At 64.1% G+C, this 13,787-nt stretch carries 11 protein-coding genes; 8 read left to right on the forward strand and 3 right to left on the reverse strand.

Annotated features, from left to right (window positions below):
- Window positions 1–391 precede the first annotated feature (391 nt).
- From BBJ66_RS21170 to BBJ66_RS21180, 3 genes are all read left to right on the forward strand, one after another.
- Window positions 392–2,026: an arylsulfatase gene (locus tag BBJ66_RS21170; RefSeq protein WP_083335594.1), complete on the forward strand. Its 1,635-nt coding sequence runs from the start codon at window positions 392–394 to the stop codon at window positions 2,024–2,026.
- An 85-nt stretch (window positions 2,027–2,111) separates the two neighbouring features.
- Window positions 2,112–3,116, forward strand: a complete 1,005-nt coding sequence (locus tag BBJ66_RS21175) for an HAD family hydrolase (protein WP_071089563.1) — start codon at window positions 2,112–2,114, stop codon at window positions 3,114–3,116.
- Between the two features lie 164 nt (window positions 3,117–3,280).
- Window positions 3,281–4,192 carry a formylglycine-generating enzyme family protein gene (locus tag BBJ66_RS21180; protein WP_071089565.1) on the forward strand — a complete coding sequence of 304 codons (912 nt, stop codon included), beginning with the start codon at window positions 3,281–3,283 and terminating at the stop codon, window positions 4,190–4,192.
- Window positions 4,193–4,316: 124 nt separating this feature from the next.
- Here the strand turns inward: BBJ66_RS21180 and BBJ66_RS21185 are convergent, their stop codons facing one another.
- Window positions 4,317–5,405 carry a citrate synthase/methylcitrate synthase gene (locus BBJ66_RS21185; RefSeq protein WP_049735421.1) on the reverse strand — a complete coding sequence of 363 codons (1,089 nt, stop codon included), beginning with the start codon at window positions 5,403–5,405 and terminating at the stop codon, window positions 4,317–4,319.
- An 83-nt stretch (window positions 5,406–5,488) separates the two neighbouring features.
- On the opposite strand from BBJ66_RS21185, the gene BBJ66_RS21190 reads away from it, so the two are divergent.
- From BBJ66_RS21190 to BBJ66_RS21210, 5 genes are all read left to right on the forward strand, one after another.
- Window positions 5,489–6,634 (forward strand): citrate synthase, encoded by a 1,146-nt coding sequence (locus tag BBJ66_RS21190; protein WP_071089568.1) that lies wholly within the window; start codon window positions 5,489–5,491, stop codon window positions 6,632–6,634.
- A 126-nt stretch (window positions 6,635–6,760) separates the two neighbouring features.
- A complete protein-coding gene (locus tag BBJ66_RS21195; RefSeq protein WP_071089648.1) occupies window positions 6,761–7,279 on the forward strand; it encodes a FecR domain-containing protein in 519 nt (172 codons plus the stop codon).
- A 4-nt stretch (window positions 7,280–7,283) separates the two neighbouring features.
- Complete coding sequence (locus BBJ66_RS21200; protein WP_071089651.1) at window positions 7,284–9,140, forward strand: CHASE2 domain-containing protein; 1,857 nt, start codon at window positions 7,284–7,286, stop codon at window positions 9,138–9,140.
- A gap of 99 nt (window positions 9,141–9,239) precedes the next feature.
- Window positions 9,240–11,240: a DEAD/DEAH box helicase gene (locus BBJ66_RS21205; protein ID WP_071089654.1), complete on the forward strand. Its 2,001-nt coding sequence runs from the start codon at window positions 9,240–9,242 to the stop codon at window positions 11,238–11,240.
- Between the two features lie 150 nt (window positions 11,241–11,390).
- Complete coding sequence (locus BBJ66_RS21210) at window positions 11,391–12,050, forward strand: class I SAM-dependent methyltransferase (protein WP_071089656.1); 660 nt, start codon at window positions 11,391–11,393, stop codon at window positions 12,048–12,050.
- 18 nt (window positions 12,051–12,068) lie between these two features.
- Here the strand turns inward: BBJ66_RS21210 and BBJ66_RS21215 are convergent, their stop codons facing one another.
- Together BBJ66_RS21215 and moaC are read right to left on the reverse strand one after the other, a co-directional pair.
- The gene (locus tag BBJ66_RS21215) at window positions 12,069–13,292 is read right to left on the reverse strand and encodes a molybdopterin molybdotransferase MoeA (protein ID WP_071089570.1); all 1,224 of its coding nucleotides are present in this window, start codon (window positions 13,290–13,292) and stop codon (window positions 12,069–12,071) included.
- Window positions 13,289–13,786: a cyclic pyranopterin monophosphate synthase MoaC gene (moaC, locus tag BBJ66_RS21220; protein WP_049735426.1), complete on the reverse strand. Its 498-nt coding sequence runs from the start codon at window positions 13,784–13,786 to the stop codon at window positions 13,289–13,291. Before moaC ends, BBJ66_RS21215 begins: the two co-directional genes overlap by 4 nt.
- Window position 13,787 lies beyond the last annotated feature (1 nt).

Consider the following 13,787-nt stretch of genomic DNA (forward strand, 5'->3'; position numbering starts at 1 on the left):
AACAATGCTTCGCGCGCGAATGGTTGTCGACCTCCCCAGACGTGGCGACCTACTGCTTTTGTTGGACTGGGCCGGTCTCGAAGATAGGGCGTTTTCCGCTCCCGGACGCGATGCATCGATCGCTTGGCGCAGTGCTCACAATCCTCGTCTGAATCGCCCAGCAGCCTGGCTTCATACAGATGTTTCCTAGACCTGTGCGCTTGCCTCTATGACCGAGTTCCCAATTGCCAGGCAATTAATTCACGCAATTTTTGCGTTTTAGGGCCGAGCATTGCACTCCCTGAGTAGCTCCGGCGGGTAAGCGGCGGGCAAGGTGTGCATCGAACGTAGCTGCGTTGGACGCGTCCGGCGCACGTCGACGAACTTCAACGCGTCGAAGGAGGAGCGCGCCATGAGCAAGGAAGTTCCAGCAGGTATCACAGGACGGAAACATCAAACTCAACCGGGGTTGAGGCGTCGCGATCTGTTGCTGAGCGGTGTCTCGCTGCTTGGCGCTTCAGCACTATCTTCGAGTGTGCTGAGCAGTCTGAGTACGCCGGCAAAGGCCCAGACCGCAACCAGACCGCCGAACATCCTGATCCTGTGGGGTGACGACATCGGCTATTGGAACATCAGCGCCTACAACCAGGGTATGATGGGCTACAAGACGCCGAATATCGACAGGGTCGCGAACGAGGGTGGGCTCTTCACCGATTATTATGGTCAACAGAGCTGCACCGCGGGAAGGGCGGCGTTCATCACCGGTCAGTCGCCATACCGCACGGGATTGTTGAAGGTCGGCCTGCCGGGGGCCAAGGAGGGAATGCAGGCGGAAGATCCGTCACTCGCGGATCTGCTCAAGCCGCTCGGCTACATGACCGGACAGTTCGGCAAGAACCATCTCGGCGACCTCGATGAACATCTCCCGACCGCCCACGGCTTTGACGAGTTCTTCGGCTCTCTCTACCACCTCAATGCGGAGGACGAACCTGAGAATCCGGACTATCCCAAAGACCCGGCCTTCCGGGAAAAATTCGGCCCACGGGGAGTCCTCCATTCCTATGCGGACGGCCGCATCGAGAATACCGGCCCGCTCACCAGGAAGCGCATGGAGACGATCGACCAGGAGGTCACCGATGCCGCGATTGGTTTCCTGAAGCGCGCCAAGGAACAGGACAAGCCGTTCTTCCTGTGGTGGAACTCGACCCGGATGCATATCTGGACGCGGCTCAAGGCCGAGAGCCAGGGCAAGACCGGCCTTGGGATATATCCGGACGGGATGGTCGAGCACGACGCCCAGGTTGGTGAGATGCTCAAGGCGCTTGATGATCTCGGCCTGTCGGAAAACACGATCGTCATGTATTCGACCGACAACGGCGCCGAGAAGTTTACATGGCCGGATGGTGGCCAATCACCGTTCCGCGGGGAAAAGAACACCAATTGGGAGGGCGGCTACCGGGTTCCGGCCATGGTTCGCTGGCCGGGGGTGATCCAGCCCGGGACTGTCTATAATGACATCGTGGCGCATGAAGATTGGATACCCACTCTCCTGGCCGCGGCCGGCGAACCGGAGATCAAGGAGAAGCTCCTCAAGGGTCACACGGCCGGTGCCAAGACCTTCAAAGTGCACCTCGACGGCTACAACATTACCGACTACCTCTCCGGGAAAGGAGAGGACCCGCGCAAGGAATTCATCTATTTCGTCGACGATGGTTCGCTTGTTGGCCTTCGTTATCAGCAGTGGAAGATCGTCTTCGCCGAACAACGCGAAGAGGGCCTCAATGTCTGGCAAGAGCCTTTTGTGCCGCTGCGCCTTCCCAAGCTCTTCAATCTTCGCTCCGATCCATTCGAGACGGCCGACCATGAGGGCATGGATTATGAACGCTGGCGTGTGGAGCACCTGTTTGTAGTGGTGCCGGCGCAAGCCTATGTCGCCAAGTTCTTGGAAACGTTCAAGGAGTTCCCACCCAGGCAGAAGCCCGGAAGTTTCTCGATCGACCAGGTGATGGAAAATATGCAGGGCGCAGCGGCGGGGGGTGGTAACTAGCGCAGCTTCCTGGATTCGTAAGCGGCGGCGGGTCGATAGCCCAACCAGTTGAGCCGGTCGTCTCTTCTTAACATGGAGAGGTCCAATGGAATCGTTCCTCCGCATTTTTGCGCTTCTGATCCCAATCTGGGTCAACTTTGCGGCCTTGGCATCTCCGGCAGCGGCGCAGACTGATCTGCTGCCATCATGGAACGACGGCGCGTCGAAGCAGGCGATCCTCGATTTCGTTGCAGGGGTAACGGCAGAAGGTGGGCCAGACTATGTCGTGCCGGAGGAGCGCATCGCGGTGTTCGACAATGACGGCACCCTTTGGGCTGAACAGCCGCTCTATTTCCAGGTTTTGTTCGCCATTGACCGCGCAAAGGCGCTCGCACCGCAGCATCCGGAATGGAAAGACAAGGAGCCCTTTGCCTCCCTTCTGAAAGGGGATGTCAAGAGTGCCCTCGCAGGTGGCGAGCATGCGATTGTCGAATTGGTTGCGGCAACGCATTCAGATATGACCACGGAAGAGTTCAACAGCATCGTAAAGGATTGGCTTGCTAGAGCGCGGCACCCGAAAACCCAGCGTCAATATACCGAAATGACCTATCAGCCGATGCTGGAACTGCTCGCGTTCCTGCGATCGAGTGGCTTCAAGACCTTCATCGTCACGGGCGGCGGTATCGAATTCGTCCGCGCCTTTGCGGAGGACACGTATGGAGTCCCGCCTGAGCAAGTTGTCGGCAGCGCCGGCAAGACCAAATTCGAGACCCGCGACGGCAGACCGGTGCTGATGAAGGAGCCGGGGGTCGATTTTGTCGATGACAAGGCTGGCAAGCCTGTCGGCATCCAGCGGCATATCGGTCGTCGACCGATTGCTGCCTTCGGAAACTCGGACGGCGACTTGCAGATGCTGCAATGGACGTGCACAGGGTCCGGCCTCCGCTTCTGTCTTTATGTTCACCACACCGACGGCGAGCGTGAATGGGCCTATGATCGCCAGTCAAGCATTGGTAGGCTTGACGAAGGGCTGGACCAGGCCGCGGCCAATGGCTGGACGGTCGTCGATATGAAGAAGGATTGGAAAAAGGTATTCGGTTTTGAAAAATGAAGCGATCATCAATCCAACGAGTTGCATCTTCGAAAACGCGCGAATCCGGCCCGCTGCCGGCAGGTCGCAAGAGCTGAGCAATGAGTAGCGTAACGAGAACCGAAACGCAGGTCTCGAACCCAACAGCAGCTCCTCGACCGCTCGGCACACCGCCGTTTCCCGGCATGGTCTGGATTCCTGGCGGAGAGTTTCTGATGGGCTCGGATAGGGCCTATCCGGAGGAGGCCCCGGCGCACCGGGTGCGAGTCGACGGCTTCTGGATGGATCGCTTCACCGTCACCAACCTTGACTTCGGGCGCTTCGTTTCGGCGACAGGCTACGTGACGCTCGCTGAGAAACCGGCCGACCCAGCGAACTATCCGGGCGCCAAGCCAGAGATGCTGGCGCCTTCTTCGATCATGTTCAAGAAGCCTTCAGCACCCGTCGATATGCGCGACCACTACAACTGGTGGGTCTATGTCCGCGGCGCCAACTGGCGCCATCCACGTGGTTCGGCGAGTTCCATCAGGAAGCTTGGCGACCACCCCGTCGTGCACGTGGCCTACGACGATGTCGTGGCCTATGCCAAATGGGCAGGCAAGGAGCTGCCGAGCGAAGCGGAATGGGAGTTTGCCGCTCGGGGCGGTCTTGACGGCGCCGAATACGTCTGGGGCGACGAGTTGACTCCAGGAGGCAATCACATGGCCAATATCTGGCAAGGAGACTTCCCGTACCGGAACACCTCGGCGGACGGCTTCGAATATACCGCGCCGGTCGGCTCGTTCCCGGCCAACGGCTATGGACTGTACGATATGGCAGGCAATGTCTGGCAATGGACGACCGACTGGTATCAGGATCACGGCCGGATCGAGAGTCCTTGCTGCACCGCAGCCAACCCGCGCGGTGGCGAGCGCGAGGGGAGCTACGACCAACTCCAACCGAACATGAGGATTCCGCGCAAGGTCACCAAGGGCGGTTCGCATCTTTGCGCGCCCAACTACTGCCGACGTTACCGGCCCGCAGCACGGATGGCGCAGGCCATCGACACCTCTATCTCGCATCTTGGATTTCGCTGCATCGTGCGGCCGGAGAGCTGAGAGTGATGGCCGTGTATGCGGCATTCAGAATTCAAAGAGGTGCCGGCTGTTGGTCGGCATCGGTACTGATGACATGCAGCAACCTCCGGGCGGCAGGGACATGCCCCGCCGCCCATTTCAGTCTTCAGGCCGCGGCCGGCAGCGGGCCGATATAGACCGAGCGTGGGCGAATCAGCCGACCGTCGAGCGCCTGTTCGCGGGCATGCGCCAGCCAACCGACGGTGCGGCCGATCGCGAAGACGCCGGTGAAGGTCTCACGCGGGAAGCCGAGCGTTTCCAGCAGCAGCGCGGTATAAAATTCGACATTGACGTCGAGCGGCCGGTTCGGCTTGCGCGCCTTCAGGATAGCCAAGGCGGCAGCTTCCACGGCTTCAGCCAGCGCGCCGCGGGCGCTGTCGACCTGTCCTGACGCAATCAGCGGCTTCAGCGCGCCTTTCAGCGCATCGGCGCGCGGATCGCGGACGCGGTAGATGCGGTGGCCGAAGCCCATCAGCCTTTCGCCGCGATCAAGCGCTTCGCCAATCCATGGCTCGGCATTCTCAGCGGTTCCGATCGCATCCAGCATGTCGAGCACCGGCCCGGGCGCCCCGCCATGCAGCGGTCCCTTCAGCGCGCTCAGCGCCGCCAGCACCGAGGAGGTCAGGCCGGCCTGCGTCGAGGCGATGACGCGCGATGCGAAGGTCGAGGCATTGAGGCCATGGTCCGAGATCGTCACGAGATAGGTATCGAGCGCCGCCGTCTGCTCCCTCGTCGGTAATTGTCCGGTCAGCATGCGCAGGACATCGGCCGCCTGCGACAGCGCCGCGTCGGGCGTGATCGGTTTTTCTCCGCGCTGCAGGCGCAGAACCGCCGGCAGGAAGACCGCAGGCGCCGCGAGAAGGCTCAGCGCGGTATCAAAATCCTCGCCATCGGGCAGCCGGGCGATCAGCGCCCGCATCGCATCGACCGGCGGCAGCGCCAGCAGGGAGGTATCGGCGGTCCCGACATGGTGGAAAATCCCGGCTCGTGCTTTCGCCAGCCATTCGCGCAATTGCGCTTGATCGAAGCTTCGCTCCATCAGCCCGTCGAGCAGCAATGCGGCGACACCTTCATAGCTGCAGTCTGCGACCAGATGGTCCAGCGAGACGCCGCGGATGATCAGCCGCCCCGCTTCGCCATCGACATCCGAGAGCTGCGTTTCGGCGGCAATGACGTCTTCCAAGCCATTTTTCATGTTGGTTCTCCTTTACCACTGCGATGATCCGACCTAGTCTCATTGACGTCAATCTTGATGCAATTGATCAATATGAGGCTCCGATGCCGTGGCTGACCGCCGAGGAAGCGCTGCAGGCGCTGAAGACCAAGCCGCAGACGCTCTATGCTAATGTCAGCCGCGGGCGCATTCGCGCCAAACCCGATCCCGCCGACCCGCGCCGCAGCCTCTACCAGGCGGCCGATGTGCAGCGGCTGGCCGAACGCCATGCCGGCCGGCGCAAGGCTGAAACGGTTGCCGCCGAGACGATCCGCTGGGGCGACCCGGTGCTGTCCTCGGCGATCTCCACCATCATCAATGGACGGCTTTTCTACCGCGGACGAAACGCGGCCGATTTCGCCGAGGCGGCGACGCTGGAGCAGACAGCGGCATTGCTCTGGAACGGTGCGGAAGCACTCGCCTCCGTCACCGCCACAGGGCATGCGGCTCCATCGCTTCAGGCCGCATTCCTGGCGCTGGCTGGGCGGGTGACATCGGATCTGCCGTCGCTCGGCCGCTCGCAGGCAGCCCTTCGCAGGGAAGCAAGCGGGGTGCTCTCCACGGTCGCCGATGCACTGGCGCCGGGGCCTTCGGATCGGCCTATGCATCTGCGGCTTGCGGAAAGCTGGCAGCGGCCGGATGCTGCCGATTGCCTGCGCCGGGCGCTGGTGCTGCTTGCCGATCACGAACTCAACGCCTCGACCTTTGCGGCACGGGTCACGGCATCGGCGGGTGCTACCCTTTCGGCCGCCGTGCTGTCCGGTCTGGCGACGCTGACCGGGCCGCTGCATGGCGCCGCCTGGCAGGGCGTCGATACCTTGATCGAGGCCGCGGCCAGCCTTGGCGCCGAGCAGGCGATCCGCCGTACGCTTGCCCAGGGCCATCGCCTGTCGGCCTTCGGCCATCCGCTCTATCCCGACGGTGATATCAGGGCTCTCACACTGCTTTCGCATTTTCCCCTGCCACAGCCGTTTGCCGAACTCAGGGAAATCGGCGAGGAGATGGTCGGCGACAGGGTCAATGTCGATTTCGCGCTTGCCGCAATGGCCGCCGCGTTCGATCTGCCGCGGGAGGCGCCGATCATCATGTTCTCGCTTGCCCGTTCCGCCGGCTGGCTGGCGCATGCGATGGAGCAGATCGACAGCGGCGAATTGATCCGGCCGCGGGCGCGTTATGCCGGACCGGCGCCCGAAGTGAGCGGCAGCGCTTAACGAGCGCACCGGTTTGCTTTTTTTTGCCTAGGGAAATACCCGATTTCGGCTATCATGCCCGACATGGAAGAAGACGGTTGGCGGGCGCTTTCGAAAACGCTGTCCGCACGGTCATGGGGGCTTTCCATGAATATGACCTTTCGCAGCCTGCTTGCCGCCGCACTCGCTGTCGGCCTCATTCCGAATGGGGCGGCCGTTGCGCAGTCTGCCGGCTGCACAATCGCGCGTGACGCCAGCGCCCGCCAGGTGTTCACGTGTCCCGGCGGGGTAAAGATCACGGCCGAGGCCGGCGCATCCTTCAGCCTTACCGACCGCAACCGTGACGGCAGCCCCGATTCGGCGTCGCTGCGGCGCAAGGCGATCCTCGTCGATGTCGACAGCAGCCAGCACGCCGGCGGTTTCCAGGTGGTGACGCCGCAGGCGATCGCTGCGGTGCGCGGCACGCAATGGGCAGTCGACGTCGCGGCCGGCAAGACCTCGGTGCTGGTCGTCAGGGGCAGCGTCGCGGTCCGCCGGCCTGCTGGCGAGCAGGTTGTGCTGTCGCCGGGCGAGGGCGTCGACGTCAGCGGCGGGACCGAATCGCTCGTCGTGCGTCGCTGGCCGGCGCCGCGCGCCGCCGCCCTGCTTGCTCGCCTCGGCCAATAAATCCATGAACCATCGCCTGCAGACGGTGATTGCGCTGCTGCTCGCCGGTCTTTGGGGGGCGGCGCTGGGTCATGCCAATCTCAATGGCGGAAGCGGTCTTCTCGATCGGATGGAGGCGTCGCTTGCCGATATCCGCAGCGTCGTCATCGGGGCGAAGACACCGCCGCCTGTCGTCTCGATCGTTGCAATCGACGACCGCACCGCCGCCACCCACGGCTATCCTCTTGATCGGGCCACGCTTGCGCGCCTCGTCGGCACAATCACCGCCTTGAAGCCGAAGGCGCTGGCGCTCGACATTCTGCTCGTCGATCCCGGGCCGGAGGAGGGTGACGCGGCGCTGGCTGCCGCCCTTGCCCAAGGGCCAAGCGTGATCGCCGCCGCGGCCACCTTTGCCAGGAGCAGCCAGGAGGTCGCCGATGGGGCGAACGATCCGCTTGCCGCTATCCCCGAGGCAAACCAGCTTCTGTTGCCGCTTCCTCGCTTTACCGAGGCGGCCGCGGTCGGCATCGTCAATGTCGCAACCGACCAGACCGGCACGCCGCGCTTCATCCCGCTGATTTCGCGCGGCGCGGATCGGCTGGATCCGGCCTTTCCGCTGCGCGCCGCTTCGGTGGCGCTCGGCGTCGATCCCAGCATCGAACCTGGCGCCATCATGCTCGGAAAACTGCGCATTCCCACCGATATCGGCCAGCGCCTGCCGGTGACCTTCTATGGCGGGCATGGCAGCATCGCCACATCAAGCGCTACTGATGCGCTGGATGGCAAGCTTTCTGGCGATGCCGTTGCCGGCCGCATCGTCGTCATCGGTTCGACGGTCACCGGCGGCGGCGACGTCTTCCCGACGCCGTTCGACCCCGTCATGCCTGGTGTCGAGGTGATGTCGACGGCGATCACCCATCTCGTCAGCGGCGACAGCATGGTGCGCGACCACAGGATACGCCTGATCGACGCCGGCACCGCCGTCGGCCTGCCGCTTGTGCTCGTTGCGTTGATCGCCTGGCGGCGGAGTGCCGCGGGCTATCTCATCATCGTACTGACGCTGATCGTCTGGGCGGTGCTCAATCTGTCGGCCTTCGCGCATGGCTACTGGCTGAGCGCGGCGCTGCCGATCGCCGCAGCGCTGCCGCCGGCGCTGATCTTCGGTGCGGCCGAACTCTGGCTCGATCGCGGCCGCGCCCGCCATTTCGCCGAGCAGAGCGCGCTGCTGCAGCGCATCGAGGCGCCCGGCCTCGGCGAGTGGCTGGCGCGCGATCCGAATTTCCTCGCCCGGCCGGTGCGCCAGAACGCCGCCGTCATCTTCATCGATCTCTCGGGTTTCACCGGCCTCAGTGAAAAGCTCGGACCGGTCAAGGTCAGCGAGGTGCTGAGCGGTTTCTTCGAACTGATCGACGAGGAGGCGCGCGCGCACGGCGGCGCCATCACCAGCTTCATGGGCGACGGGGCGATGATCCTGTTCGGACTGCCGGAGCCAGCCGATGATGATGCCGCCCGGGCGGCAGCCTGCGCCGTCAGCCTGTGCGAGCGCACCCGAGGCTGGCTTCAGGCGCATGCGGGCTTTGCCGAGAAGAAGATCGGCTTCAAGGTCGGCGCCCATTGCGGGCCGATCGTTGCCTCGCGTCTTGGGACCGGCGACCGGCAGCAGATCACGGCGGCGGGCGACACCATCAATGTCGGCAGCCGGCTGATGGAGGTGGCCGCCCACAATGGCGTCGAGCTGGCGCTGAGTGCCGAAATCGTCCGCGCCGCAGGCCCCGACAGCGCGCTGCTGCAGGCCGGCCGGATGGAGGGGCCGTTGGAAACCACGCTGCGCGGCCGGGCAAGCCATATCGACGCCTGGCTGTGGCGCAGCCGCACGCTTTGACAATCGCCGCGGGAGCGGCTAGGAACGGCGCAAATACCCCGCCGGCTGGCTCCGGCCATGGCGCATTTCGCGCCTGACAGCTCCGAAAGATCGAAACCCATGACAGAATTCAACGGCGTCGTTCCGGCGATCGCCAAGGCGTTGCAGAAGCGCGGTTACGCCGAACTCACCCCGGTCCAGAAGGCGATGCTCGATCCTGATCTCGCCGCCTCCGACGCGCTGGTTTCGGCCCAGACCGGCTCCGGCAAGACCGTCGCCTTCGGCCTGGCGCTGGCGCCGACGCTGCTCGAGGGCGGGGAGCGCTTCGGCAATGCCGGCGCGCCGCTTGCGCTTGTCATCGCCCCGACGCGCGAACTTGCCCTGCAGGTGAAGCGTGAGCTCGAATGGCTCTATGAGATGACCGGCGCGGTGATCGCCAGTTGCGTCGGCGGCATGGACATCCGCAGCGAACGCCGTTCGCTCGAACGCGGCGCCCATATCGTCGTCGGCACGCCCGGCCGCCTCTGCGACCATATCCGCCGCAGGGCGCTCGACATGTCGGAACTGAAGGCCGCCGTGCTCGACGAAGCCGACGAGATGCTCGATCTCGGCTTCCGCGAAGACCTGGAATTCATTCTCGATTCGGCGCCGGACGAGCGTCGGACGCTGATGTTTTCGGCAACGGTGCCGGCCGCGATCGCCAAGCTTGCCAAGAGCTACCAGCGCAACGCCGTGCGCATCAGCACCGCGGCCGAGGAAAAGCAGCATATCGACATCGAATATCGCGCGCTGATGGTGGCTCCGAGCGACCGCGAAAACGCGATCATCAACGTGCTGCGTTATTACGAGGCGACCAACGCCATCGTCTTCTGTTCGACGCGCGCCGCCGTCAATCATCTCACGTCGCGCTTCAACAACCGCAATTTCGCCGTGGTGGCGCTTTCCGGCGAGCTGACGCAGAACGAACGCAGCCATGCGCTGCAGGCGATGCGCGATGGGCGCGCCCGCGTCTGCATTGCGACCGACGTCGCTGCCCGCGGCATCGACTTGCCGGGCCTCGATCTCGTCATCCATGCCGACCTGCCGACCAATCCGGAAACGCTGCTGCACCGCAGCGGCCGCACCGGCCGGGCCGGGCGCAAGGGCATCAGCGCCATGATCGTGCCGCTGAATGCACGGCGCAAGGCCGAGCGCCTGCTCGAGAATGCCGGTATTTCGGCCGCCTGGGCTCGCCCGCCATCGGCCGAAGAGGTGAATGAGCGCGACGACGAGCGGCTGCTCGCCGATCCGATCTTCAGCGAAGCGCCGCAGGAGGAAGAACAGGGGCTGGTGCAGCAACTGCTTTCCAGCCACGGCGCCGAAAAGCTCGCCGCCGCTTTCCTGCGTCTTTACCGCACCAATCATTCGGCGCCGGAGGATCTGATCGAGGTCACCGTGCAGGACGGGGGCAGCCGCAAGCGCCGGGATAATGCCGAGCCGTACGAGCCGGCGCAGAAGGGACCGCGCGAGGATTTCGGCGCCAGTGTCTGGTTCTCCGTCTCGGTTGGGCGAAAGCAGAATGCCGAGCCGCGCTGGCTTATACCGATGCTCTGCCGCAACGGCAACGTGACGAAGCGCGAGATCGGCGCGATCAAGATGCAGCCCGAGGAAACCTTTGTGGAGATCGCGGCAGCGAGTGCCGAAAGCTTCCTGGCGGCGATCGGGCCGAACAAGGCACTCGAACGCGGCATTCGCGTGACCAGGCTTTCCGGCACGCCGGATTTCAGCAGGGCGCCGTCGCCGAAGCCCTACGCCGGCAAGTCGTCGCGTGACGAACGGTCGGGCGACACGTTCCGCGACGAACGCCCGAAGCACAAGTTCGGCAAGGGTGCGGGCGGCGGATATGCTGCGGCCGACAATAGCGGCCCGCAAAAGCAGGATAGCAAGCCCTGGAGCAAGAAACCGGGCAAGCCCGGCTTCGATGGTCCGAGATCAGATAAGCCGAAGTTCGACAAGCCAAAATACGACAAGCCAAAATTCGAAGGCGGGAAATCCGAAGGCGCCAAATCCGAACGCCCGAAATACGAAGGCAAGGGCGGCGCCGGGCCGAAGAACAAGTTTTCGAAGAAGAAGCCCGGCTGATTTCGCCACAGCCCTTCGCCAGTTCAGGCGGAGGGCTTTATCTGACTGTTGGCCGGCAAGCGGAATATCTCGACACTGGCATGCCGCATCTCGCCATGAAGATCTATTGAATCGTTGGATTTTATAGCGGGGACAGGGAACATGACGACGATGAAACGTTCCGGACCGCCGCGTCCCGATCCGGCCGCCTTCATCCAGGCCCATCTGCCGATTTCGCCCGTTCCCACCATTCCCGAAATCCTTCTTCATACGGCGGGCCCTGCGAGCGGGCTCTGGCGGCTTGCCGGCCGCGGAGAAGCCGATCCAGCGCCCTACTGGGCCTATCCCTGGGCCGGTGGCGCCGTGCTTGCCCGTCACCTGCTCGACCGGCCGGAAGTGGTCGCCGGCCGCCGCGTCGTCGATCTCGGCGCCGGCTCCGGGCTCGTCGCCATTGCGGCGGCCAAGGCCGGAGCTACCGCGGTCACGGCGGTCGATGTCGATGCCAACGCAATCACGGCAATCGGCCTCAACGCCGCAGTGAACGGCGTGAACATCCTAGCCGTCGCCGCCGATATCATCGAGGCACCGCCGCCGGAGGCGACTGATCTCCTCGTTGTCGGCGACCTGTTTTACGATTCCGCGCTTGCATTGCGAATGCTGGCTTTCCTGCGGCGTTGCCAGGCCTCCGGCATCGAGGTGCTGATTGGCGATCCCCATCGCGCCTACCTGCCGCAGGGCGCACTTCAGCGAATCGCGACGCATGCGGTTGCGGATTTCGGCGCAGGGGCCAGCGACGGGGTGGTGCAGGCGGGCGTTTTTTCCCTTTTCTGAAACAGGTGACAGCCTGAGCTATACCAGAAGATCCGGCCGCAACAGCATGACCGGGCAGGGCGCTCCGGCCGGTAGCTCCGGCGCATGCGGCGGGCGAATGATGAGGCAATCGGCTTGCGCGAAGATCTTCATCATCGAGGAATCCTGTTTGCCGAAGGGTTCGGCCAGCCAGTTTCCGGCGGCGGATTTCGAGAGTTTCGACCTGATATAGTCCTGGCGGTGGTCGTTGGCGCGTAGCGTCACGGCTGCCTCGACCATTGCCTCGCGATGCACCGGCGGCAGGGAAGCGAGTTTGCGGATCAGCGGCTCCAGGAACAACAGGGCGCAGACCAAGCTCGAGACCGGATTGCCGGGCAGGCCGAGCACATGGGTCTCGCCGAAGCTGCCGACCATCAGCGGTTTGCCGGGGCGCATGGCGATACGCCAGAAGTCCAGCTGCATGCCGGCCTCGATCAGCGTTGCCTGCACCAGGTCATGGTCGCCGACCGAAGCGCCGCCGAGCGTGACGATGACGTCGGCCTTGGCGTCTCGCGCCGCGTCGATTGCCGCCGTGATCCTGGTCTTATCATCAGGCACGATGCCGAGATCGAGCACGTCGGCGCCGGCTTTGCGGGCAAGGGCTGCGATACCGAACGTATTGGATGCGATGATCTGCGAAGGGCCGGGCGTGCTTCCGGGCGGCAGCAGTTCGTCGCCGGTTGCGAGGATGGCGATCAGCGGGCGTTTGAGGACCTCGACATCGGGCCGGTTCATGCCGGCAGCAACCGTCAGCCGCGAGAAATCGAGCACGCTGCCGGCCGACAGCACGGTTTCGCCTTCGGCAAAATCCTGGCCGCGGGGACGCACATGCTGGCCCAGCCGAACCGGGAAATTGGTGCGGATGCCGCCGTCGATCTTCTCGGCATCCTCCTGCAGCAGGACGCTGTCGGCGCCTGACGGAACCGGTGCGCCGGTGAAGATGCGGACGGCCTCGCCTTGACCGACGTTTCCTTCAAAGGCATGGCCGGCTGAAGATGTGCCGATGACGTTCAGCACAGCGCCTGGCTCCGGCGCATCGTCGCGGCGCAGCGCATAACCATCCATGGCCGAGGCGTTGAAGGGCGGTTGGGTTATCCCGGCCTTGAGGTCGACGGCCAGGACGCGGCCTTCAGCCTCGGCGAGCGGCAATGTCTCGGATGCAGTGACGGGCGTTGCGCGTGACAGCAAGCGGCTCAGCGCCTCGGTGACCGGGAGAAGGTTCATCTCGCCTCCGGATGACGGAAATCGCCTGATTTGCCACCGGATTTCTCGAGCAGCCGGATGCCGCCGATCTCCATTGCCTTGTCGGCGGCCTTGGCCATGTCGTAGATCGTAAGGCAGGCGACCGAGACGGCGGTCAGCGCCTCCATCTCGACACCGGTCTTGCCGGTCAGCTTGGCGGTTGCCGTGACGCGCAGGCCGGGCAGGGCGGCGTCTTCCTCGATCTCTAACGTGACCTTGGTCAGCATCAGCGGATGGCAGAGCGGGATGAGATCGGCGGTGCGTTTGGCCGCCATGATGCCGGCAAGGCGGGCAGTGCCGATCACATCGCCCTTCTTGGCATTGCCCTGGCGGATCAGCGCCAGCGTTTCCGCCGCCATCTTCACATGGCCCTCGGCCGTGGCGATGCGCACCGTCTCGGCCTTGTCGGAAACATCGACCATATGCGCCTCGCCTGAGGCATCGATATGGGTGAGGCCGGGCTTTCCGCCGCTCATA

Origin of the sequence: Rhizobium sp. RSm-3, assembly GCF_001854685.1 — a bacterium.
Taxonomy (GTDB): domain Bacteria; phylum Pseudomonadota; class Alphaproteobacteria; order Rhizobiales; family Rhizobiaceae; genus Rhizobium; species Rhizobium ecuadorense.

Excerpts from the sequence above, each read along its gene's own strand:
- BBJ66_RS21170 (WP_083335594.1), top strand. The coding sequence starts at position 392 with ATGAGCAAGGAAGTTCCAGCAGGTATCACAGGACGGAAACATCAAACT.
- BBJ66_RS21175 (WP_071089563.1), top strand. The coding sequence starts at position 2,112 with ATGGAATCGTTCCTCCGCATTTTTGCGCTTCTGATCCCAATCTGGGTC.
- BBJ66_RS21180 (WP_071089565.1), top strand. The coding sequence starts at position 3,281 with ATGGTCTGGATTCCTGGCGGAGAGTTTCTGATGGGCTCGGATAGGGCC.
- BBJ66_RS21185 (WP_049735421.1), bottom strand. The coding sequence starts at position 5,405 with ATGAAAAATGGCTTGGAAGACGTCATTGCCGCCGAAACGCAGCTCTCG.
- BBJ66_RS21190 (WP_071089568.1), top strand. The coding sequence starts at position 5,489 with ATGCCGTGGCTGACCGCCGAGGAAGCGCTGCAGGCGCTGAAGACCAAG.
- BBJ66_RS21195 (WP_071089648.1), top strand. The coding sequence starts at position 6,761 with ATGAATATGACCTTTCGCAGCCTGCTTGCCGCCGCACTCGCTGTCGGC.
- BBJ66_RS21200 (WP_071089651.1), top strand. The coding sequence starts at position 7,284 with ATGAACCATCGCCTGCAGACGGTGATTGCGCTGCTGCTCGCCGGTCTT.
- BBJ66_RS21205 (WP_071089654.1), top strand. The coding sequence starts at position 9,240 with ATGACAGAATTCAACGGCGTCGTTCCGGCGATCGCCAAGGCGTTGCAG.
- BBJ66_RS21210 (WP_071089656.1), top strand. The coding sequence starts at position 11,391 with ATGAAACGTTCCGGACCGCCGCGTCCCGATCCGGCCGCCTTCATCCAG.
- BBJ66_RS21215 (WP_071089570.1), bottom strand. The coding sequence starts at position 13,292 with ATGAACCTTCTCCCGGTCACCGAGGCGCTGAGCCGCTTGCTGTCACGC.
- moaC (WP_049735426.1), bottom strand. The coding sequence starts at position 13,786 with ATGAGCGGCGGAAAGCCCGGCCTCACCCATATCGATGCCTCAGGCGAG.